At 41.4% G+C, this 24,039-nt stretch carries 19 protein-coding genes; 16 read left to right on the forward strand and 3 right to left on the reverse strand.

Annotated elements, in window-relative coordinates:
• The first annotated feature begins 125 nt into the window (after positions 1–125).
• The 3 genes from G7Y46_RS01385 to G7Y46_RS01395 are packed head-to-tail and all read left to right on the forward strand — an operon-like array spanning position 126 to position 3,633.
• On the forward strand, positions 126–1,148 hold the full coding sequence (locus G7Y46_RS01385) for an alpha/beta hydrolase (RefSeq protein WP_165251894.1): 1,023 nt from the start codon (positions 126–128) through the stop codon (positions 1,146–1,148).
• Positions 1,121–2,389: an alcohol acetyltransferase gene (locus tag G7Y46_RS01390; protein ID WP_165251896.1), complete on the forward strand. Its 1,269-nt coding sequence runs from the start codon at positions 1,121–1,123 to the stop codon at positions 2,387–2,389. The genes G7Y46_RS01385 and G7Y46_RS01390 overlap by 28 nt, the downstream gene beginning before the upstream one ends.
• A gap of 17 nt (positions 2,390–2,406) precedes the next feature.
• Positions 2,407–3,633 carry a DUF2130 domain-containing protein gene (locus tag G7Y46_RS01395; RefSeq protein WP_165251898.1) on the forward strand — a complete coding sequence of 409 codons (1,227 nt, stop codon included), beginning with the start codon at positions 2,407–2,409 and terminating at the stop codon, positions 3,631–3,633.
• Between the two features lie 117 nt (positions 3,634–3,750).
• Here the strand turns inward: G7Y46_RS01395 and G7Y46_RS01400 are convergent, their stop codons facing one another.
• Positions 3,751–4,593 carry a DNA-3-methyladenine glycosylase 2 family protein gene (locus tag G7Y46_RS01400; protein ID WP_165251900.1) on the reverse strand — a complete coding sequence of 281 codons (843 nt, stop codon included), beginning with the start codon at positions 4,591–4,593 and terminating at the stop codon, positions 3,751–3,753.
• Between the two features lie 222 nt (positions 4,594–4,815).
• Here G7Y46_RS01400 and G7Y46_RS01405 point away from each other — a divergent pair, with 222 nt between their 5' ends.
• The 3 genes from G7Y46_RS01405 to G7Y46_RS01415 are packed head-to-tail and all read left to right on the forward strand — an operon-like array spanning position 4,816 to position 6,375.
• Positions 4,816–5,259 carry a GtrA family protein gene (locus G7Y46_RS01405; RefSeq protein WP_165251902.1) on the forward strand — a complete coding sequence of 148 codons (444 nt, stop codon included), beginning with the start codon at positions 4,816–4,818 and terminating at the stop codon, positions 5,257–5,259.
• An 8-nt stretch (positions 5,260–5,267) separates the two neighbouring features.
• A complete protein-coding gene (locus G7Y46_RS01410) occupies positions 5,268–6,017 on the forward strand; it encodes a glycosyltransferase family 2 protein (protein WP_241157002.1) in 750 nt (249 codons plus the stop codon).
• A 7-nt stretch (positions 6,018–6,024) separates the two neighbouring features.
• Positions 6,025–6,375 (forward strand): DUF2304 domain-containing protein, encoded by a 351-nt coding sequence (locus tag G7Y46_RS01415; protein ID WP_165251904.1) that lies wholly within the window; start codon positions 6,025–6,027, stop codon positions 6,373–6,375.
• A 16-nt stretch (positions 6,376–6,391) separates the two neighbouring features.
• Here G7Y46_RS01415 and G7Y46_RS01420 read toward each other — a convergent pair whose 3' ends face one another.
• On the reverse strand, positions 6,392–8,470 hold the full coding sequence (locus G7Y46_RS01420) for a DUF6541 family protein (RefSeq protein ID WP_165251906.1): 2,079 nt from the start codon (positions 8,468–8,470) through the stop codon (positions 6,392–6,394).
• 107 nt (positions 8,471–8,577) lie between these two features.
• Between G7Y46_RS01420 and G7Y46_RS01425 the strand changes: the two genes are divergently transcribed.
• The 6 genes from G7Y46_RS01425 to G7Y46_RS01450 all read left to right on the forward strand — a co-directional run bounded on the left by G7Y46_RS01425 (position 8,578) and on the right by G7Y46_RS01450 (position 18,170).
• A complete protein-coding gene (locus G7Y46_RS01425) occupies positions 8,578–9,690 on the forward strand; it encodes a glycosyltransferase family 2 protein (RefSeq protein ID WP_241157003.1) in 1,113 nt (370 codons plus the stop codon).
• 5 nt (positions 9,691–9,695) lie between these two features.
• Positions 9,696–11,564, forward strand: coding sequence for a glycosyltransferase (locus G7Y46_RS01430; RefSeq protein WP_165251908.1), 1,869 nt, complete (start codon positions 9,696–9,698; stop codon positions 11,562–11,564).
• Between the two features lie 549 nt (positions 11,565–12,113).
• Complete coding sequence (locus G7Y46_RS01435) at positions 12,114–13,439, forward strand: hypothetical protein (protein WP_165251910.1); 1,326 nt, start codon at positions 12,114–12,116, stop codon at positions 13,437–13,439.
• Between the two features lie 674 nt (positions 13,440–14,113).
• Positions 14,114–16,507 carry a glycosyltransferase family 2 protein gene (locus G7Y46_RS01440; RefSeq protein WP_165251912.1) on the forward strand — a complete coding sequence of 798 codons (2,394 nt, stop codon included), beginning with the start codon at positions 14,114–14,116 and terminating at the stop codon, positions 16,505–16,507.
• Between the two features lie 50 nt (positions 16,508–16,557).
• Complete coding sequence (locus G7Y46_RS01445) at positions 16,558–17,376, forward strand: ABC transporter permease (protein WP_165251914.1); 819 nt, start codon at positions 16,558–16,560, stop codon at positions 17,374–17,376.
• An 11-nt stretch (positions 17,377–17,387) separates the two neighbouring features.
• Complete coding sequence (locus tag G7Y46_RS01450; RefSeq protein WP_165251922.1) at positions 17,388–18,170, forward strand: ABC transporter ATP-binding protein; 783 nt, start codon at positions 17,388–17,390, stop codon at positions 18,168–18,170.
• 34 nt (positions 18,171–18,204) lie between these two features.
• Here the strand turns inward: G7Y46_RS01450 and G7Y46_RS01455 are convergent, their stop codons facing one another.
• Positions 18,205–20,340, reverse strand: coding sequence for a hypothetical protein (locus G7Y46_RS01455; protein ID WP_165251924.1), 2,136 nt, complete (start codon positions 20,338–20,340; stop codon positions 18,205–18,207).
• Between the two features lie 143 nt (positions 20,341–20,483).
• Between G7Y46_RS01455 and rfbA the strand changes: the two genes are divergently transcribed.
• Genes rfbA through rfbC form a run of 4 tightly spaced genes read left to right on the forward strand, consistent with a single transcriptional unit; the run spans position 20,484 to position 23,930 of the window.
• On the forward strand, positions 20,484–21,386 hold the full coding sequence (gene rfbA, locus G7Y46_RS01460) for a glucose-1-phosphate thymidylyltransferase RfbA (RefSeq protein WP_165062550.1): 903 nt from the start codon (positions 20,484–20,486) through the stop codon (positions 21,384–21,386).
• Positions 21,387–21,388: 2 nt separating this feature from the next.
• On the forward strand, positions 21,389–22,285 hold the full coding sequence (gene rfbD / locus G7Y46_RS01465) for a dTDP-4-dehydrorhamnose reductase (RefSeq protein WP_165251926.1): 897 nt from the start codon (positions 21,389–21,391) through the stop codon (positions 22,283–22,285).
• A 39-nt stretch (positions 22,286–22,324) separates the two neighbouring features.
• The gene (gene rfbB / locus G7Y46_RS01470; RefSeq protein ID WP_165251928.1) at positions 22,325–23,338 is read left to right on the forward strand and encodes a dTDP-glucose 4,6-dehydratase; all 1,014 of its coding nucleotides are present in this window, start codon (positions 22,325–22,327) and stop codon (positions 23,336–23,338) included.
• Between the two features lie 13 nt (positions 23,339–23,351).
• Positions 23,352–23,930 carry a dTDP-4-dehydrorhamnose 3,5-epimerase gene (gene rfbC / locus G7Y46_RS01475; RefSeq protein WP_165251930.1) on the forward strand — a complete coding sequence of 193 codons (579 nt, stop codon included), beginning with the start codon at positions 23,352–23,354 and terminating at the stop codon, positions 23,928–23,930.
• Positions 23,931–24,039 lie beyond the last annotated feature (109 nt).

The following is a 24,039-nucleotide window of genomic DNA, read 5'->3' on the forward strand; positions in this document are numbered from 1 at the left end:
TCCTATTCAAATCGGTTGCGAAATGATTTCGTAGAACTATGTTTAACCATTTCGATGCTATTTTATATCCATACATTATTGGCACTGTCTATTATGTGTATGTAACACTGAGGAAAGGCGGGAATATGCCATTGAACAAAGCAATTGTAGCCGCCGCAAAAGCTATAACTCGACTAAAAGCGGGCAATAATATTCAGGAATCTTACAAGCAACAACGCATTGCAGAAGATGCCACATCGAAACTTACTGTGGTAGACCCACGGTGTCGCGTTGACAATATAACAGCCACTTCAAAAGATGGTTACGACATACCATTGCGGGTATTCACCCCGCTAGATATAGATTTTTCTCTGCGTAATGGTTTGCACGTGAACGACGATTTTCGCGGCACTATTCTGTTTTTTCATGGTGGAGGCTGGGCAAACGGCGATGTAGATTTCTACACCGATTCTTGTATGCGCACAGCGCTGAAGTTAGAGCGAAGGCTTTTAGCGGTTGATTATCGGCGTTCTCCCGAATATAAATTCCCCACCGCCTTGGAAGATTGCTACGAAGTAGCGCGTCAGCTTTTCGCGGGAGAACTGCTCTACGATGTAGATCCTGAGCACATAGTAATTTTTGGTGATAGCGCGGGCGGAAATCTGGCAGCAGCTATGTCGCTTTTGGCGCGCGACCGCGGCGAATTTCTGCCGCGCGCACAAATGCTGCTCTACCCACTGGTTTACGACGACCACAGCGAAACAACCATTTTCAATTCCGTGCGCGAAAACGGCGAAGAGTACCTTCTGACTCGGGAAGAAATAGTTGGCTATATAAATATGTATTTGAGCAAACCAGAAGATCTTGAAAGTCCCTATTTTGCACCGCTTATTGCGGATGATCTTTCTAATCAGCCGCGAACGCTGGTCATTTCCGCAGAATTTTGCCCGTTGCGCGATGAAGGAGAAGTGTATGCCGAGCGTCTTCACGAAGATGGAAATGCCGTGGAATGTTTCCGCATGATAGATGGAATACACGGGTATTTCCTGTATCCAGCTGCAATAAGTTTGGTGCGTGACACCTACACCATAATGAAGCATTTTTTAGATGGTGACGAATTGCCCGCAGAAAGAAGACCGGCATGGATAAAGCTAATCGATACAAATTAGATAACGTAGGCAAATTCTACTCGGCAGAATCTACTGGTCCTTGGCAAACCGTGTTTCGCTTCTCGGCAGAATTTGTCGATGAAGTGAACCCAGAGGTGCTGCAAAAAGCACTAGAGCACACTATAGAGCGGTTTCCCGGCTTTAACGTTTGCCTGCGCAATGGCGCTTTTTGGCATCATTTAGAACCAGCAGCTTCAATACCGCAAGTGCAGCCCGAAAGTATTCCAGCGTGCTTTAGGTTGCATACCGGTCCTAACAGTACATTGTTTCGTGTAAGCTACTTTCGCAACCGTGCCAACTTAGAGGTTTCGCACATAATATCGGATGGGCGCGGCACACTTGGCTTCTTTCGCGTGCTAGTGCAGTCGTATGTGGAAGAGCAATATGGCGCATCGTGTGCTTCTATGAAGCATATCGACTACGACAGCCCCCAATACAACGAGGATGGGTTTCACAAACACTACGAGCCGCACAAAGCGGGCTCTACGCCAACGCGACGCGCTTATCGCATACGTGGTCTGCGCGATCGGAATAACCCCACCTACATGGAATATCATCTTTCAGCATCAGAAGTGCTGGAAGTGGCGCACAAATTTGATGTAAGCATTACGTCTCTCATGATAGCTGCGGTCATAAATGCCATTCGCGCAACTATGCCCAGCAATGCTTTGAAACGACCTATTCGCCTTACGGTTCCGGTAGATTTGAGGCAGTTTTTTGAAACGGACACTATGCGCAACTTTTTCGGTTTAGTTACCATAAGTTATATGCCGCACCGCGAATTAGAGTCGCTGGAAGAAGTTGCACAACTGGTACAACTACAATTAAGTGAAGCGGCGCAACCAGAGCAACTTGAACGGCGCATGAATCGCATGACAGCATTGGAGAAAAACCCATTTTTGCATATAGCGCCTTTGTTTTTGAAGGACTGGGTACTAAATTTTGCCGCCCGCGTGTCTGCGCGCGACATAACTAGTGCAGTTTCAAATCTTGGGCAACTAACGTTCGATGAATGCACTGACGGACACATAAAAAGTGTAAATGTGCTTACTTCAACAAACGATCTGAATTTTGTTATTTGCACATTCGGCAACGATTTAAGTGTGGGAATTTCCACAATATTCAAAAATCTAGACATAGTGCACGAATTTTGTCGCATATTTTCCAACTTGGGAATATGCGGACATGTCAACATGAATAAGCCGGATGGTGAACTTTGTGAGACAATCAAGGAAACTTGATTGGAAAGGCGCATTGCATGAATCAAATAAAATGCCCCCGATGCGGCGAAGTATTCACGGTTGACGAAAGTGGTTATGCCGAAATACTGAAACAGGTGCGCGACAGTGAATTTCGCCAAGAAATAGAGCGCCAAACAGCAATGCAACAAGAGCAATTCAAAATGCAAAAGCAGCTGTCTATTCAAAAAGCCAAGCAGCAAATTGATTTATTGACGCAAAAACTGGAAGCGCAAGAAGCGCAAGCTGAAGCTCAGAAGCAACTAGCTATTCAGCAGACCCAAAACGCTGCGGCAGAGGCGGCTCGTGCAATAGAGCATGAGCGCGACGAATTGGCGATGCAAATTGAGCGCGAACGTGCCGAAGCTGAGCGCGCGGCGGCTGCCCATGAACTTGAGTTGGCATCGAAGCTTCAGCTTAAGGATGAAATAATTGCCACGCGCGAACGCGAAATAGAAGACATGCGTCATATGCGCGCCGAAACCACAGTAAAAATGTTGGGCGAAAGCTTAGAGCAGTACTGCGAAAACGAATTCAACAAATTACGCGCCACCGGGTTTCAAAGTGCGCAATTCGGAAAAGATAACGATGCAAGCGAAGGCACCAAAGGCGATTATATTTATCGCGAATTGGATGCTAATGGCGACGAAATTGTGTCAATAATGTTCGAAATGAAAACAGAAGCCGATGATTCGGTTCATAAAAAACGCAACGAAGACCATTTCAAGAAGTTAGATAGCGATAGGCATAAAAAAGGCTGCGAATATGCTGTGCTGGTTTCGCTGTTAGAGCGCGATAGCGATTATTACAACACCGGAATTGTGGATGTAAGTTATGCGTCTGGATTTGAGAAAATGTATGTCATACGCCCGCAATTCTTTATTCCTCTAATTACGCTTATTCGAAACGCTGCGCTAAAGTCGATGGATTACCGCCACCAGCTTGCCGAAATACGCCAGCAAAACATAGATGTGACCAACTTCGAACAATCGCTGGAAGATTTTAAAAGCGGTTTTGGACGCAATTGTGAACTTGCTAGCCGCAAATTCCAAGATGCCATAAAAGATATTGACGCAACTATTAAAAAGCTTGAGAAAATAAAGGATGAACTGACCAGCTCTGATCGTAATATGCAACAGGCGAACAAAAAGCTAGAGGGTCTTACCGTAAAGCGACTCACGCGCAAAAATCCTACGATGAAAGCTGCATTTGAATTGGCGGCTGGCAGTTTGGAGTCGGCTGAATAGGCTTCTGCGGCAAAACAGGACCGCATCAATACAATCGGGAGGATGGAGTGAAGGCTGCGAAGCTTCTGAACGTAATCTTCCCGATTGTATTAATGCGGTGTTTACTAGCCGCTAGCTTTATCGGTTGGTCATGTAATAGAACACGTATTGTTGCATAATGCCTGCGTTAGCGCCGAATTGCGCAAATGGGTCGCAGCCGGCGCATTCATCGTTTATGGCGCGTTCTATCCACACATCGACAGGAACCATTTGACTGCGCCCGTATCCGAACAAGCACACACAGTTGGCTACCTTTTTGCCTACGCCATGTACGCGCTGAAGTTCCGCGAACAAATCTTCATCAGAAAAATCTGCTAAGGCGGCTAAGTCAAGTTCACCAGATTCCACCATAGTTGCTGCACTTCGCACATAGGAAACGCGATAACCTAGTCCGCATGCTTTCAGATCGTCGTCTGATGCGGCGGCAATAGCAGCCGGTGTAGGAAATGCGAACAGCGGCTCGGTATCGCAGATTGGTCTACCAAAACGCTTTGACAACTCTTCTACCGCGCGCGATATGGCAGGAATACTTTTGCGCTGCGAAATGATGAACGTTACCAGCATTTCCCATGAATCCTGATTCAACACGCGAAGCCCTGCGCCAAAACGCATGGCGGTATCTACAAATTCGCTGCGCCCATCACAGGTCTGACGAATGGCGCAGTAGTTGCGTTCCATGTCGAAGTATTTATGCCAAAATTCATCCCATTCTTCCTGAGGCGCGCTTATTTCGTAAACACCAGCAGCGTAGGGCTTTTCAAAACTGTATTGTTGTGGCTGCTCTGCGCGGCGAATGTACAAAACGCGGTCTTGCGCAATAAAGCGCCACCAGCCCGCATCTACTTCGTGCACGCGAAAACACTGCCCACTTCGCGCAATCTTCACCAAACTAAAGTCATCTTGTATGACAACCTTATGCATTTCGCCTTTGCACCCTTTCTGTAAAAACAAGTCTCACCAGAATACACTTAATCAGTTATTGAAAACACGCTACTTTACCCATCTGGGATAGCATTAGCGCATTCGATAACACACATGCATAGCAAACCTTAGACATTTTCCGTTTCTGCACTTTAGAAAAGGAAAACGACCTAAGATTAATATAATGGTTCACATAGTTTAAAGCGAAAGGCGAAGTGCAATTTGGCAGGCAATACCAAAATAGAAACAAGCGATGATTCGAAAAACGCTTCGACGGGCAATGCCCACGCGAAAACATCCATCTTGCGACAAGGTGCGCTTTATATTTTTGTTGGAGTATCTAGCGCATTGATTGAGTTGATTCTATTCCAGCTGCTTTATCACTTTGAAATATTAAACGTAGAATTATCGAACATTGTGGCAGTTGTTATTGCAACAATTTATAATTTTCTTCTAAATGGAACTGTCACATTTAAGGGAACCAAAAACCCCTTATTATCACTTGTAAAGTATTTACTACTTTTTGCATTCAACCTAGCATTCACAACCATAACTATTAGTTTCTTGGTGTCTATAGGTTGGGATTCCCTAATCGCAAAGTTAATAACAATGGCGTGTGTTGTACTGTGGAATTTCGTTTTATATCGTAAAGTTGTTTTTGTTTAGGAGAACATGTGATTACCGATACTTCACATAATTTGTCACCATCAAAATCCACGCAGTATAAAAAGGAAGATGTATTGGTAATTATTCCTGCCTACAATGAACAGGAAGCCATTTTATCTACAGTATCTAAAGTAATGTCTGCAGGTTACGATTGCGTAGTAATAAACGATGGTTCTACAGACTACACTCTTGATATATGCAGAGATGTAAACATTCCCGTTTTGAATCTAAGCGTTAATCTGGGAATTGGTGGAGCGGTACAAACTGGTCATAGGTATGCAAGAGAACATGGTTACGCTGTAGATATTCAATTCGATGGCGACGGTCAGCATGACGTAAGCTCGATACCGGCTTTAGTTGCAAGTATCGAAACTGGTGCTGATTTGGTTGTGGGTTCGCGATTCGTCGACAAAAGTAAATCTTCATTTCAGTCTACCGGATTACGCCGCGCTGGAATTAAGTGGCTCTCTGCAGTAATAAAACTTATGACAGGTTATAAAATTATGGATGTGACTTCAGGTTTTCGCGCATGCAACACAAATGCCATCAATTTATTCTGTAAACACTATCCCAGCGATTATCCTGAACCGGAATCAATAGTGGAAGCACTAAAGGCCGGTCTGGAAGTAGCAGAAGTGTCCGCCACTATGCACGAGCGACAAGGTGGCGCTTCGTCTATTAAGGCATTCTCTAGTATCTATTATATGTTGAAAGTAACTATTTCAGTCATCCTACAAGGATTGACTCGCGGGAAATGAGGAACTCATGCCGTTAGAACTACGAATAGCTGTAGGCATCATATGTGTAATATTCCTGTTGTATACGCTTTATCAGGTGAAACTACATAGGCTCATGTTGAGATTTTCTCTTTTATGGATAGCTCTTAGCATCGTCATTTTCGCGTTAGCTATTTTCCCGCAGCCAATCTTTGCTCTATCATCTGCTCTTGGTTTTGACACTGCGTCGAATTTTATTTTTCTTACCGGATTCTTCTTTGTTTTGCTGATATCTTTGAGCCATGCACGTGCAATCAGTCGAGAAACTGAAAAAACAAAATGCCTTACACAACAAGTAGCATTACTGGAAAAACGTTTAGAAGATATGTCGAAACGCTAAACAGTATTAAGAAATATTAAATGTCTGCAATGCGATAAAGACGCATATCGCCTTCAGACAATACTATCTCAAAACCGGGAGTATCGTCATTTACTCCATCGACACCTTCCCAAAGCGATTCGTCATATGTGAAAAGATACGGACTTTGTCTTATGTATTGATCATCCTGATCTAGCTTGATTAAGTATTGTGCCCCTGTCTGCTCCACAGCTTTCTGCACCGACAAATCAGTAGAAACATTATTCAGGTTTTCACGAATTATCTTACTTATTTCGATTTCATCTTCATTCCCGTATGTACGCGTATAGCGATAGAACACATTAAGACCATCTATACCATAAGCAAAAGCTGATCCATCGTCAGGCATGTTCAAAACAATATCATCGCCTGTAATATCTAGTGTTTTCTGAACAAAACTGCGTTCGTCTGCATCATAAACGTTTGGCGCTTTCGAATCATATACAGCCTTTACCGTTTCATGTATGTCTAGCAAAGCAGGACGTACTCCCATCAAAGTTGATATGAAGCTTACTGGAGAGAAAACTGCAATAATAAAGATAAGAGCCACTGTCGCCTGAGCGGCATTGCTTATTTTCTCTACATTTTGGCGTCTAGAAGCTACACTTAATACAAATTTACTAATCAATGAAAGTAGCGTAGTTAATCCTAAACATGCAAGAGGTATAGCATATAACGCAGCTGAAGCAGCTAAGCGCATTGTGTCTGTATACCAAAACCCTCCAAGTACCTGTTTGATTATTCCTTCTGAAGCTGCACAAACGATATAAATAATGCACATCATTACATATGCCACTGTTACCCAACGCAATTTGCGATAAACGAAAGAAGCAAAAATACCAACAACTACTAAAAAGCCTAATACAATTTGCGGCTGCGTTCCGTTAAACGATAGCATTGCCACATTTATTAATGCCTGGCGTTTGCCTTCGAAAGGCGGCCAGACATGACTAACCACTTCATGCAAAAAAGGAGTTTCATATAGTAAACACCAAATTGCACTAATAACTACAATTGATAATCCGGCGCATATCAAACGATGCCATAGGGCACATTTATCGCCTTTCAATAACAAAGGAATTCGTGATGCTTGCATAATTACGAACGGAATTAAGAATACAGCCATTGTAAATACAGCATTGGTTTGAGCCAGCACTAAACAAATCGATCCCAACACAAACAGAATTGTCGCCAAAGCGCGTTCGTAGCGACTACGCTTCGTCTCGAAAAGAATTAAAAACATAAAAATAACTGGGGCCATAAGCGCATACGAAGCTAGATTTGGAAACAGTGGACCCCATACTAAAAATTTCCAAGGAAAGGCAGCAAAAGCAAACGATAAAATGCAACCTAACATATGAGCTTTAGAAAATTTACCAAAAAGTATCTCAAGAAGAGAAAACATGCCAGCAGGAAAAACAAATGCAACGAACAAGATATTAGTCGCATTTGCCGCTAGTGCGACTGGTACTCCAACAGCGCTTACAAGGATTGCACCAACCATATGCCAAATCGTAGGATAGAAGTTCCAGCCTTGAATAGCTTGCATATCCTCAGGTATTCCACCGTATGCTGCAACATGCAAAAAACTCCATTGTCCAGTTTCAACAAATGTCCTTACAACTCCAAGATGGTGAACATTGTCAAAGGCCTGCAAAACTGAATCGGGGTTACTTAACCCTGAAACAAATATTAAGCATGTAGCAGCAATGCCACACATAATATAAAGAGCAAATACAATTACTCTTTTATAGCGAAAAGGTTTGTTAGCTTCGTGGGCTCTTTCTTTTGGAATTAGTAATTCGTATCGAAAGCCATTTTTAGCTCTAACTATTTTGGACACAACAAAAACTACAATCGTAACTGCTAAAACAGGAAGTACTACATTCAGCCATGTAGAAAATACGTCTATTTGTCCGTAGACGAACCCAAGAATTGCATACAGTAATGTGCTAATAATTGGAGCAAATGAAACAGCAATTAATTTATCTAGCCGAATCGAAAGCAGCAACAGAATTCCTGGAAGCCATAAAAAGACAACTCCAACAACAACCGCAAGAAACAAATCTATGAACATATTTTTCCTTTAAAGCCATATTGTGAGCAGCTAACACACTTGTGTAAACGCTTATAAACCTAATGTATAATTTTAACATTCACCACAGCTCTTTCTGAAAGGTATATATGACAGGAAACATGACTCCACGCGTTTCATTTATTGTGCCTGTTTATAATCCCGGAGATTATCTGCGGCAAGCGCTTGACAGTGTAAAAAACCAAACTTATGAAAACATTGAGATTATATGCATTAATGATGGGTCCACAGATAAATCTCTTGAAGTGTTGCGCGAGTACGAAACTGCCGACCCAAGATTTCGTGTTATTGATAAGCAGAATGAAGGCTATGGCGCATCCTGCAATCGCGGATTAAACGAGGCTAAAGGCGAATGGATAGCCATATTAGAACCAGACGATTTCATAGATGCAGACATGGTTGAAAAAATGTTAGCGTTTGGCGATTCCTTTAGTGAGCGTATAGACATTATCAAGACTCCTTACTGGCGCATCCGTATGCCTGAAATCTCAGGACAAAAGCGGCTGAATTGTTCGTATAAGAATTTGGTTAAACATACCCATCAACCATTTTCAATAGCTGAAGCTACCGATTATATGTCTCATCATCCTTCAATTTGGTCGGCGCTTTACAGGCACGATTATCTAAACGAAAAAGACATTCGCTTTCCCGAAATTCCGGGTGCAGGCTGGGCTGATAATCCGTTTATGATAGAAGCGCTGCTTCAAACCGATAAAATCGTTTACTTGGATGAACCTTTCTATAACTATCGCGAAGATTCAGCAGAAAAAGCTTATGCCTTTACTCGTAGAACCCCGCTGATTCCATTTGAACGATGGAATGACATGATGGACATAATTGAACGCTTAAACGTTACAGATAGGCGCATTTTGCAGGCACATAACCAACGCGGTTTTCTTTATATGGCTGGTGTAATTGAAGTGGTAGGTCTTGACCGTGCTGATGTTCGAGAAGCGACCGAGCATATGTTTATGCGGATGGATAAAGAGCTGGTTTTATCTGACCCCAAAGTGTCACCAGGGTATAAAAAGCTTTTCTGCAGTATGCTTGGAATCAAATGCCCACATTTAAATTATCCAAATTATTGGTTCCGTTTAGCGTCCAAAAGCTTCTACAACATGCGAAATACTGGACTTACACAGGCTCTTTATAGCATAGGTATATTTTTATCTACGCATTCTAAGCGTGTTGGTAAGGGGTAGACAATTTGAAGCACTCGAGCAAAATAGAACTTATCCAAGTGTTCGAAAAAGAGAATGATAGCAGGTGTTATCGTTTCTGTGTTTCCAACGGTGCCAAATTAGGAACAGAGATTATAGAGGCTGTACGTATAAGTCGCTATGAGATGCATATCGACGCACAAATAGTTCTATTGGAGCAGATCGAAGAAGGTCAATATGCTGACGCTGCTGTGATATCAGTAACAATTCCTGCCAAGATTAAAAGTTTCAAAATATCTATATCTGGAATTGGATCTGAGAAAATATCATCCAAATTAATTGACGAAATAATAGCTCAACGCGATTCTATGATGGTTAATCCTGGAATAGATGGTCTGTATCAAAAATGGATTCAGATAAATGAACAACCCGACTCATTTGTATCTATTGAACGACTTTCTAAACTTGCACATCAACCATTATTTAGTATTGTTGTACCGTTATTTAATACTCCAGAAGAATATTTCAAACAAATGATCAATTCGGTACTTGCTCAAACATATCAAAATTGGGAACTTATCCTTGTAAATGCAAGTCCGGAAAATACGTCATTATGTAGCGCCTTGAATAATCTTAACGACAAAAGAATAGAAATAATTGCACTTAACGAGAATTTAGGCATTTCTGAAAACACCAATGTCGGGATAGCAATAGCGCAAGGAGATTACATCTGCTTTTTAGACCATGACGATACTCTATCTCCTTATGCATTAGCAGAATACGCAGCTGCAATAAATGAAAATCCGAATATTGATCTGCTTTATTGTGATGAAGATAATATTTCAGGTGATACCAGTATGCGCTTTGCGCCATGGTTTAAGCCCGATCTTAATACAGATTTACTAGCATCCCATAACTATATTTGCCACTTCTTAACTATAAGTCGCAAAATCTTAAATAAAGTTGAGCCTTATAAAAAAGATGTTGATGGTGCTCAGGATTATGATTTGACATTAAAGGTCGTTGATGCCGGTGGCATAGTTAAACATATTCCAAAAATACTCTATCATTGGCGACAACATGAAGGATCTACAAATGGTGGCAGTGTTAAAGCAAAACCATATATCGAAAAGGCAAGTAAAATAGTTCTTCAAACGCATTATACACGACACAATCTTCCGTCCTCAATCAGCACAACAGACATACCGTGTGTTTTTAGGACAAACTTTCCAGCCAGCAACACAAACATATCGATTATTAAAACCAGAGCAAACTTTAGAGGGCAACAATATGCACAATCGATTAATCAACAAGCTCAAAACACGAAAAATGAACTAATTGCCGTAATATGCGACACAGTACAAATAAAAGCAGAATCTGTAAGATCGCTTAGCTGCTGGTTTTGTAGGAACGATATTGGAATTGCATCACCAAAAATGCTATATGCAGATGGCTTGATTCAACATGCAGGGCTTTGCATACGCGAAAACAAAACAATTGGTCATCTAAATCAAGGTTTTATCAACAATATGGGCGGAGGCTACAACGGTACAGCAGAAGCTATCTGCGATTTTAGCGCTGTAGATCCTGCTTGTATGATGTTTCGTACTGAAGACTTTCTTGAAGTTGGTGGGTTTGCGACTGATTATGAAAATGCCCTAATTGCAGCAGTAGACTTCTGCTTTCGCATTAGAAGTTTAAACAAATTAGTGCTAGTAGACCCAGATTCTAAAGCAATTAATAGAGCTCCTGTGTTTTGGGCAAATAGAATTCCACCTTGGGAACAGCCCGATAATTCTGATCTGCAGTTATTATGGAGCCGTTGGGGAAAAGAGTTTCAACAGGATGTACTCGCAAACCCAAATGTTTCTCTTGCGGAGTCGTATTTCCACTTAAACACCCAAGGAATTATATAAACACAATCCATTTCTGCCGGTGCACAAATTGTGCGACTGCATTCTCATACAGATACCCTAAATCCGCAGGAAGACTATTACTCAGAAGTTTCGCATAGATGGCTGTGTTTGCCTACTTTCACTGTTGAGAGTCTATTAGATCGAATAGTCGCTTGAGCTCTATACGGGTTTTGATGAGCTCGCGTCTGAGGCTATCTTCTGTTTCCTTCACGCTTTCAGGCAGGATCGATGGCGTCTTTTTCGAATGATAAAGACCCGAAAGACCACCCTTTTCGTATTTCTTCAGCCAAGACTGGAATGCCGTTATGCTCACATTTTGAAGATGGAAATCCGGATTCCCGTGTCTATTTAGAGATTAGCGGCAGAATTTTGGTTTATTTCGTTTCGGCTTTTCTTTTGGTTCTATAATGCTTACGCGAGAAATAGCTTGGGTCGAAGTTAGAGTTAAAAACGGGTTTTCAGATGGTGTTTAATGTTCGAAAAGTCGATAGATGTGTTGTTGCAGCTATCGTTGTTTGTCTAATCACGATTTTTATATGTATTGCACCCATGGGACTTAATCCTGCATGGAACGGGGATGTGCCGACACATCATAATCAATATGAGTTGATGGCGCAATCGCTTATCCAAGGGCACTTGTATCTAGACTTGCCCGTCGATCCTGTATTGGCACAGCTGAACAATCCCTATGATCCGGTCGCCAGAAATGATTCGGGGGCTTCATTTTTCTGGGATCACGCCTTCTATGATGGGCGCTATTACATGTATTTCGGCATAGTACCAGTCCTGGTCCTATTCTTGCCCTACCAATTGATTACCGGACATTCTTTAACAACATATCATGCTACACAGTTGTTTGTTGCTCTCTTCATAGTGGGACTTTTTTCGCTGTTCTGGAGGATGCGTAAAATCTATTTTAAGCAGATGCCTTTCGTTTCGTTTCTAATTCTTTGTGTAGCCTTCTCTCTTATGAGCGTATGGTATGGGGTCGGATCACCCGCTTTATACTGCACAGCAATTTCATCGGCGCTGTGCAGCGAGGTATGGAGTCTATATCTATTTGCTCAAGCTATGGGGATGGAATTCGGTTCGCGCCTCGACATACGAAGAAGGATCTTTCTTGTACTTGCCTCTCTGCTGGGAGCTATGGCGTTCGGCTGTCGCCCTCCGATTGCGCTTGCCAATCTCGTCGTAATCCCTCTACTTGTTTCGCTGTTCAGAATGCGGGATACGCGCAATTTCATTATCGATGCTACTGCCATAATCGCACCCTATGTAATTGTTGGGGCGCTTCTCATGGGATACAATTTTCTTCGTTTTGAAAGCCCCTTCGAGTTCGGGCAGTCCTATCAGCTTACCGTAGCCGACCAAAGCGGGTATGGGGAAGGCGGTCGGTCGTTTAGTTCGTCCCTGCAGGAATTCAGCAAGTTCTTTTTTGAGCTACCTGGAGAATCTACAACATTTGCAGGAGTTTTTATAAATTACCCCATGTTATTTATCTCATTTTTTTCATTGGCTTACCCCAGAGTAAGGGTAATGTTAAGGGAGAGGAGGCTTCTGACATACCTCTTTACGATGATTGTCGCCATCATACTGATAGGTCTATTCGATTCCGTATGGTCGCCCTATATTCTGGAGCGCTACAGAATGGATGTATATTGGCTTTTGGGGATAATATCCTTTGTCCTATATGGCTTTTGGGGTGAAAGCGTCAAGAACCAAGTCTTCTACGTCGCACTTTCGGTGCTTGGAGTCATTACAGCGGTTACGAGCGTTCTGTTGTTTCTGGTTCCTTACGACAGTAATCTCGCATCTTTGTATCCAGACTCAGCCAAAACACTGAGACAGTATATAAGCTTGGGGATATGGAAATGATAGCATGCTTCTCATTTTGAAGCGGCGTAATCTGCGGTTTAGGCTTGATTCTCTATATGCGCTCTCACATGGTCTGAGTCATGTAACCTTAAAAACCCTTTGTGCTAGTACAAGTTTCATAGACGTTTTACGGTTTTCCCAGTAACGTCCAAGCAATAATGAAAGGTAATGCGTAATACATCTGTATTGAACAGTGTAATAAGACTACAGGAGCGAAAAGCAAAAACGAAAAAAGCACAGCTTGAACGAGCCCGTATCGGCAGAAAGTCCCAAAGGATAAACAGGGTCACTTACACGCATGGTCGGCAACACCACCCCAGCACGCTCTAGCCAATCAAATGCTGTGGCAAGGTTAACGAATCGTATGTTTTTCCCCTAATTTGGCAAATTCTCTGCCAGTGGTAGTCTTGCTTACTTGGCGTGCGCCCGTTACTAGCATTCCTTGCTATGTTTTTAGTTTCTTCTATGCCATCAATTCGCTATATGCCCGGTGCTTTAACATTAGCGATCTCCTTTGTTATTCACGAAACGCAACCGATTATGTTAATAAAATCAACGAAACGCAACCTGATTCATCAAAATTTTTCGCGCAAAGGAACCTTTAGTGCGCATGACCAGCTCTAGCCTTTATAATGTCTAGCACCTGTCGATAATTAAACGATGTGGAGCATACTATGCAAGTTGCATTCAAAGGTCTTTGCCGCGGCAATGGAAAGATATTTATAAAAGTAGAAATCGAACAGCTGCAAAGTGACTCTAAAATCAAACTTACTTGCACGGCAAAGGACGGCTTCATTCTGCCGAGCAGAATTTATCAACTAGATAAGAATGAAACAACCACTTCTTATGTAGTTGTTTTACCAAATATGCCAGTTAAAGAGGAACTCACTTTTACTGAGGTAGATTCCAACGAAAACCTTATAGGGGAGCCGGTTAAAAAATCCGTTTCGAGCTTTATAGCCAAATGGGAATCTCGCATAAATTATAAATTGCATAAAGGATTAACAAAACAAATACGCGATTTTGATGAGCGCGCACAATACGACCGTATACATATGGAATTTTGGGAGATAATTCCTTTAGAAAACGATCAATTTAGAGTTCGGCTTCAACTAGAAATTCCATATAACAGTGATGCCGATATTGAACTGCAATGCTTTGATGAGTCTTTAAAATTGGTAGATTCGGAATTTATATTCTTAGGAGAAGACTACAGAAGTGTATCATGGAAAAATACTGTTTCATTTCGCGTGCTGCGCTATTCAATAGTGTTGAACAATAAAAATAAACATTACTTATTTACGGCACGCAATAAAAACGATCAAAAATTGAGTGGATTTGCCGTTCTAAAACCAGCAAATTGCAAACGCAGGATTAAAGAGTGGGTAGGTGATCACATACCTATCATAGATATTCCTTATGAAGAATGGTTTGATATGCATCGTGCAAATCAAGCTGATATTAATATGCAAGTGAATACACATTTAGATATGGAGCCACTTTTTAGTTTTATTGTTCCCCTATATAAAACCCCAATAAAACTATTTGATGAAATGGTTCGTTCCGTCATCGAGCAAAGTTATGCTAAATGGGAATTGCTTCTAGTAAACGCAAGCCCCGAAGATAGCGCATTGTCTAGTCGTATAGCGGCAAATGCGGAAACTGATCCTAGAATAAAAGAAATAAAATTAGAAAGCAACATGGGGATATCGCTTAATACTCGTGCAGGAATAGAGGCTGCATCTGGTGATTATATATGTTTCTTAGACCATGACGATACAATTGAGCCCGATATGCTATTTGAATATGCTATAGCAATTAATAAAAATCCAAAAATAGATTTACTCTACTGTGATGAAGATAAGCTTATGCCTAACGGCTCATATGATGGTCCTTTCTTCAAGCCAGATTTCTCAATAGACTTGCTTAGAAATGTTAATTATATTTGCCATATGCTATGCGTTCGCAAATCGCTAATAAATTCACTTGAATTGTATACTCAGGAAGTAGATGGTGCACAAGACCATGATTTAACATTAAAGGTAGCTGAAATATCTACAAACATCCATCACGTTCCTCGCATTCTTTATCACTGGAGGATTTGTGAGGGATCAGTAGCTGCAGGAGCAGATGCTAAACCATATGCGATTCAGGCTGGCGTTAATGCTGTTCAGAGCCATTTAGATCGATTAGGAATTCGCGCAAAAGTAACACCTAACAAAATACCATTCTCGTACGATATTGAATATTTAGTAGATGATATTAATCCCCTTATCTCAATTATCATCCCGTCAAAAGACGAATGCGAAACGCTTGCAAGATGTATAGATTCAATTATTGAAAAAACTACATACAACAACTACGAAATAGTTGTTGTAGAAAACAATAGCGAACAAAGCGAAACATTTAAGTATTACGAAACAATTTCAGCAAAGTACGACTATGTGAGAGTTGAGCGATGGGCTCACGAATTTAACTTTTCAAAAATAGTTAATTTTGGTGCACAAAAAGCCCAAGGAGATTACCTTGTTTTACTCAATAACGATACAGAAATAATTACAAATAACTGGCTTGAACAGATGCTAGGAGTTTGTCGGCGCGACGATGTCGGAATTGTTGGAGTACGACTCTGGTATCCAGATGATACAATTCAGCATGCTGGTATAGTTATGGTTCAAACTGGACCAATTCATATTTACCACGAACTACCTAAAGGAAACAGTGGATACAGTGGGTTGACACTTCAGACACAAGACTTAAGTGCAGTAACAGCAGCTTGTGTAATGGTTAAAAAAGAAATATTTGACCAAGTTGGAGGATTCGACGAAGAATTTGCCATCGCTTTCAATGATGTAGATTTCTGTCTTCGTGTACGCGAACTAGAAAAACTAATAGTCTACTTGCCATCAGTTGAACTTTATCATTATGAATCTCTATCTCGCGGATATGAAAATACGCCTGAAAAACAAATAAGATTCAACAAAGAAGCAGCATTATTAAGACTAAGATGGACTAAATACTATATTTTAGGAGATCCTTATTTTAGACCTACGTTGTCACTTGGATAATAATGCATAGATTGATAACACTCTTCAACTACAGATACTAAGCGACAGATATGAATACAAACATTCCTAAAACTAACCAACAGCAAAAAAATAGCATCTATTTGCTTTACAACTTGGTGTCCAAAGAATTCAAACTACGTTATAGGCGCTCTGTCCTAGGCGTAGTTTGGAGTATGCTAAACCCATTACTAATGATGATAGTAATGGCTCTTATATTCAGTAATATTTTCAGGTTCACATTTGATATGTACCCATTTGCGGTGTACCTAATCTTGGGTCAAACGTTCTTTACCATATTCCAAGATGGCACTAATGGCGCAATGCGTTCAATCATAGATGCAGCACCGCTAATTAAAAAAGTTCATGTCGAAAAAATTATTTTTCCAACTGAAAAAGTAATATTCGCGGTAGTGAATTTCTTCTTCTCGCTAATTGCGGTCTGCTTAGTTTTACTGTTCTTTGGCATGATTCCAAGTTGGAAAATAGTGTTTGTACCGGTGCTTTTATTATTACTGACTGTTTTTACTTTAGGTGTGGCTTATCTTGTCAGCGCACTAACTGTTTTCTTCCGCGACATAGAACATCTATGGACTGTTTTAACTACAGTTTGGTTTTATTTCACCCCAATTTTCTGGCCGCTCGATGCACTTAGAAATAACGGTATAGAGTGGGTTTATACATTAATACAATTTAATCCTATGTATTATTTTGTATCGGGCTTTCGTCAAATGGTTACAGGAGTTGCCTTACCTACAGACATTGGCATTAGCTTAACATTAGTGTACTGCTCTGTTTTCGCTATAGTAACTTTTGCAGTAGGGCTTTTTACATTCAAGAAACTTGAAAGAAAATTCATCTTATACGTTTAGCGGAGAGCAAAATGTCAGACAAACTTTCAAATACCTACGATATTTCCGATAGTAGCTCAGCCGAGCCTATTGTTGCCGTTCAAGACGTATCCGTCATATTTAATATTGCCAACGAAAAAATTCAGAGCTTAAAAGAATACTTCATTAAGTTAATGCGTCGCGAATTGATGTTCCGCGAATTCGTCGCTGTAGACGATGTGACGTTTACTGTTAATCGGGGAGATGTGTTCGGACTTGTAGGCACAAATGGTTCTGGTAAATCTACTATGTTGAAAGTTATTGCAGGTGTACTTGAACCTAGCAAAGGTACATGTACTGTAAATGGCAGTATATCTCCGCTTATTGAACTTGGTGCTGGATTCGATATGGAACTAACAGCACGAGAAAATATATATCTGAATGGTGCGCTTTTAGGTTTTTCTAAAAAGTTTCTCGACGATCATATCAATGAAATAATCGATTTTGCCGAGCTGCAAAGTTTTATGGAAATGCCTCTTAAGAATTATTCATCGGGTATGGTGGCGCGTATTGCATTTGCAATAGCCACAGTAACTGAACCTGACTTGTTAATAGTGGACGAAGTGCTTTCCGTAGGCGACTTTCTTTTCCAGCAAAAATGCGAAGACCGAATTAATCAAATGATTAAAAATGGTACCACTGTACTTATTGTTTCTCACAGTATCGACCAAGTGCGCAGGCTTTGTAACCGCGCACTTTGGATAGAGAAAAGTCACCTAAAAATGCTTGGCGATGCCCAAGAAGTCTGCGATGCATACAGTAGTTATCAGCAATAGCAAAAACCATCGAACTTCTAGGTTGCATATATACTTAGGATGCATTAACTAGTTCGTAAGTATAGAAACTTCCTTCTGTATCTAAGGGCAATATTTGAGTCTGGGAACTTGAATAGTTGTCCAAATTAGGATCTGATGAATATATTTTTGTCACATCAAGATTAGCTAAATCGTCTGCCGTTAACGCTAAACTAAATGCATCTGCGGATATTAATGAAAATTCTGGGTCACCTTCATCCTTAATATTTATAGCGATATGAGCATAACGATTGTAGATATCTTCAAAATTACCATTTGTATCTAGTTTTTTCCAAGTCTCCAACTGCGGATACGTATTAGTAGAGTTAATCGTTTTTGCTCCACTTGTAATACCTATATTATTAGTAGATACTAAAGGTATATTAACTGCAGCCCAAACATCGTTTTCGCTATTTACGCTCTCAATATCACGTAAAAGTTCTGAAGATTTATATCCATCTATTCCAACATTGATGGGGTTAACTAACCCTCCGCCAAGCAAACCAATAACTATACATATTGCACAAAATATCTTTTTGCCGATATAGGTAAATGAAAACATAGCAGAAGCCATAAATACAAGAACAAGTGCAAACGCAAAAGCAAGTCTCGAAGAGCTTACGGAATGAGTGCTTAAAACATAAAAGCAAGCAATTGCAATAGCCCAACACGCCAACACTGCAGGGATGGCAACACGAACTGATATTGGCTTTAAGTATTTAATACTTGCAAACATAACTAGCAATAATCCAAAAGTGGCTACAGCAGTAGCTCTTGGAGCAGTAGATTTTCCAAGCAGAGTGACTTTAGAAATAATTTCAGGAAAACCTACAACTCCGTAAACTAAAAGAAAGATGCAAACCACTAGTAGAGGAGCAACAAGACTTCTGCTAGATGAATTCCTATATAAAACAATCAAAGCTAAAACTATACATAGAGGAAAACCGGTAAAAAATGTAGCCGCCTCGCAAACATTGGGGGTTATTCCTGAATTATCAATTGGAGATATTAAACAAACAACATAATCAAAAAGTAATAGCTCCGCTCCTCCTCCGGCAGAATTACGTTGTCCCGGATAGACAGTATTCATTACCTGAGCAATGGTGTCTGCCGACTTGAATAGAAAAACATATGCAACAGCAAAACAAAGAATCAAAATAGCGCATAAACATAATGCTATATCGCGCCAACTCTTATAAGCGGAAGGCAATTCTTGTATAAGCAAAGCAACCAGCAATGCTAAGAAAATATATGCAAGTGGAACTTGCCATGCGGGGTAAAAAACAAATACATATATACCAAGACACCATGTAATGCCTAATGTATACAGGGAACGCTTCGCATACGATTCTGTCTTCAAATAGCATTGTGCCCACATTAAAGCTAGCTGCCCAAATAAGAGCATTTCTACAAGACCGTTTACAGAAAACCACCACTGCACTATTGGCGCAAAAGCAACCATAAACGCATATCCTAATGCCAGCGGTTTTGAACCCCTAACTAAGAAACGGTAGCCAAACTCAAAGCTAACCATAAATAAGAAAATGAATCTTCCGCACCAGAAGAATGCAAGACCTTTTGCTGCACCAAGAATAAGGTATCCCCATTGAAATGGTCTGAAAATTTCCGCAATATCCCAAACAGGTTGTCCGTAAACACCAAACATATCGGTTTCTGTGGCACGAAGAGTATCTTGAAAATAGGAAAAACTGCCCCCATCTGAAGCAACTTGCGAAAATGCCATTGGGGTAAAAACGGCCCATTCATCGCTTCTGATAGGGCGAGATACTCCGAATAACACATCGCTATTTCCGCCAGCTGCTGCGGCAAGCTGGGCTATAGATGAGCCAGATATCTCGAACAGAACACACAAAACGAACAAGCAACATGCAATAAGCCATCGATATCTGAAAATCGTATTAGTAAAACACCGAAAATGAAAAGCAATTCCATACCCGATCAATAAACAAGGAATCCAAATTAGCAAAAAACGAAGAGATAATAAAGATCCCCAAGACATATTTGAAAAAGTTGTTGCTTCAACCAGTAATATATAAATACATAATGCAAGAGGTAATAATATGCCTAACACAATAAAGGCTAGCCACTTCTTACCTACATTATGCTGATTTTTTATCGTCAAAGATTTCAAGTGTCTTGTTCCTAACCTTCGTTTTCTCGATATTAATAGGATAGTGCTTTAACAATAGCGCTCTAAACAATTATATTATTTTGGATACTAGATACCCTGATGCTAAAATCTTAACTTAGAGATTATTACAGCGAAAGGTGCATATGAAGGGCATAATTCTTGCTGGAGGAAGTGGCACGCGGCTTTACCCTCTTACTACGGTAACTAGCAAGCAGCTGCTACCAGTCTACGATAAACCGATGATCTACTATCCGCTGTCAGTGCTTATGATGGCGGGCATTCAAGAAATTCTTATAATTTCGACCCCTACTGATCTTCCGAATTTTGAACGGCTTTTGGGTGATGGGTCGCGCTACGGTGTACATCTTTCTTATGCAGAACAGCCATCTCCTGATGGTCTTGCGCAGGCGTTCATAATTGGAGAAGACTTTATTGCCGGCGATTCTTGCGCACTAGTTCTTGGCGACAACATATTTTATGGTAATGGCTTGAAGCGTCATCTGCGCAACGCTGTTGAATCTGCCGAAACAAACGGGGGAGCTACAGTTTTTGGCTACTATGTGGACGACCCGGAGCGTTTCGGTGTAGTGGAATTTGATAACAACTTTAATGCTATCTCTATTGAGGAAAAGCCTCAGCATCCTAAGAGCAATTACGCCGTAACTGGGCTTTACTTCTACGATAATCGTGTATGCGAATTGGCAAAACAAGTAAAACCAAGCGACCGCGGTGAGCTGGAAATAACCACGCTTAATCAAATGTATTTATCCGATGGCACTCTAAACGTAGTAACGCTTGGCAGGGGCTATGCTTGGTTAGATACAGGAACCATGGAAAGTCTCTTCGAAGCATCAGAGTTCGTCCGCGCGGTGGAACGCAGTCAAGGGCTTTCAGTTTCGGTCATTGAAGAAACCGCTTACGAAAATGGATGGATTTCCCACGAACAACTAATTGAAGCTGCAAAAATGTATGGCAAAAGCACTTACGGTCAACATTTGATGAAGGTAGCTGAGGGACGTATTGTTCCTAGCAAATATAAGGATTAACTATGCGTATTCTTATAACAGGTGCATCTGGGCAACTTGGCAACGAACTGCGAAGACTGCTCGAAAGTGGTAAAGCTGAAATTGGTCCAATTCCCGAAGAATACCGCGATGCTGAAGTTGTATATACCGACACTCCCGATCTTGATATAACAAACGAAAAAGCCGTGATGGACGCCATTAAGCTTGGCAGATATGATCTAGTTATAAATTGTGCCGCAATGACAAATGTTGATGGCTGCGAGGCAAACGAAAATACGGCAAAGTTGGTTAACGCTATAGGGGCTTGGAATTTAGCCCGCGCTACGAAAGAGCATGGTATACCTATAGTGCATGTTTCCACCGACTATGTTTTCGCGGGTAATGAACCCGGCGAGCGCGTTGAATCGGATCCCGTTAATCCAATAAGCGCATATGGTCGCACTAAACTTGAAGGTGAAAAACTTGTAGCAAGTGCTAACAATCGTCATCACATAGTGCGCACCGCATGGTTGTATGGGTACGTGGGCAAAAACTTCGCAAAAACGATGTTGCGCTTGGCGGAATCGCACGATGAGGTAACTGTTGTAGACGATCAGCTGGGCAACCCCACTAGTGCAAACGATTTAGCTTACGAGATACTAAAAATAGCGCTAACTAACGACTATGGCATATGGCATGTTACAAATGAAGGAACCTGCTCGTGGGCAGATTTTGCTGAAGCTGTTCTCGCGAATACAAACTGCAAAGTGAACCGCTGCACCAGCCAAGAATACAAAGCCGCTCACCCTGAAAGCGCTAATCGCCCCGCATTTTCCAGCTTGAAAAATAAACATCTGGAATCAACTATCGGCAACGAAATGCGCCCTTGGCAAGAAGCGCTCGCTGGGTATATGGATAAACTGGCAGAACTAGGAGCATAAACTACCATTAAGTATATGCCGTAATAAGGAAGATGGCTTATGAGTAATGCATTCAACAGCATAATAGTAACCGGTGGTGCTGGATTCATTGGAAGTAACTTTGTTCACTGGGTTGTAGACAATCAGCCCGGTGTTTATGTGACCGTTTTAGATGCTCTAACGTATGCAGGGAATCGCGAAAACCTGAACGGTATTCCTGAAAACCGCATGACTTTCGTCCATGGTAATATTTGCGATTCTGAACTTCTAGAGCAACTTGTTCCGGAAGCAGACGCAATAGTTCATTTTGCTGCAGAATCGCACAACGATAATTCTATTGCCGATCCAGAACCATTTATTCGCACGAATGTAGAGGGAACTTATTGTTTGCTCGAAGCTGCTAGAAAGCATAGTGTGCGCTTCCACCACATATCCACTGACGAGGTATATGGCGACTTAGCCTTAGACGATCCAGCGCGTTTCACTGAAGATACTCCGTATCATCCGTCTAGCCCGTATAGCTCTACTAAGGCATCTTCCGATATGTTGGTACGAGCATGGCATCGTACTTATGGCGTGAATGCCACTATTTCTAATTGCTCAAATAATTATGGTCCAAGACAGCACATTGAGAAATTTATCCCCAGACAGATTACGAATATTCTTTGCGATATCCGTCCAAAACTTTACGGCGACGGGCTAAATGTGCGCGACTGGATTCATACCGAAGACCATTCCAGCGCTGTGTGGGCAATCCTTACACAAGGTAAAGCCGGCGAAACTTACCTAATTGGAGCCGATGGAGAAAAGAATAATTTAGAAGTGCTGCGCTCCATTTTGTCGCGCATGGGAAAGCAGCCAGACGATTTTGATTGGGTGCGTGACAGACCGGGACACGACCGTCGCTATGCAATTGACTCTTCTAAACTGCGTAGAGAACTTGGATGGGCGCCGATACATACTAATTTTGATAAAGGATTAGATGCCACTATAGATTGGTACAGCAACAATCGCGATTGGTGGGTCAGCGCAAAAGAGGCTGTAGAAGCAAAATATGCCAAGCAGGGTCAGTAGAGAGGCGGTTGGCATGTCAGCAGAATGCATACAAAGTGGCAATTTTACTTTTACCAAAACTAGCATTGACGGCGTAATAATTGTTGATGTTAAAGCCTACGGTGACGATCGCGGCTACTTCATGGAAACATACAAAAAGCCCGATTTTGTTGCCGGCGGAATTGATGTCGATTTTGTACAGGACAATCAATCTTCTAGCACGCGCGGAGTGCTGCGAGGTTTGCATTTTCAGATAAATCACCCGCAAAGCAAACTAGTGCGCGTAACGCAAGGTGAAGTTTTTGATGTAGCGGTAGATTTACGTGAAGGCAGCCCGACATACGGGAAATGGGAAGGCGTTGTACTATCTGCGGAAAATCGCCGACAGTTCTTCATTCCCCGAGGTTTCGCGCATGGTTTTTTGGTTCTAAGCGATACGGCTGAATTCTGCTACAAATGCGACGACGTTTATCATCCCAACGACGAGGGTGGGTTGATGTGGAATGACCCTGCTATAGGTATTGAATGGCCACCTTTATCTGGCGACTCCGCTTTTGATGAATCAAAAATTATCCTTAGCGAAAAAGATAAAGCGCATCCTGGGTTTAAGTAGCAATAAATACATTGACTGGTGCTGCCCTTAATTTGATAACAAATTTAGGGCAGTTAGATTTTCGCAATGAACTTCCAACTATGTGTCCTGTGCTTATCGCATCCTAATA

Origin of the sequence: Adlercreutzia sp. ZJ304 (genome assembly GCF_011039075.1) — a bacterium.
GTDB lineage: Bacteria > Actinomycetota > Coriobacteriia > Coriobacteriales > Eggerthellaceae > Adlercreutzia_A.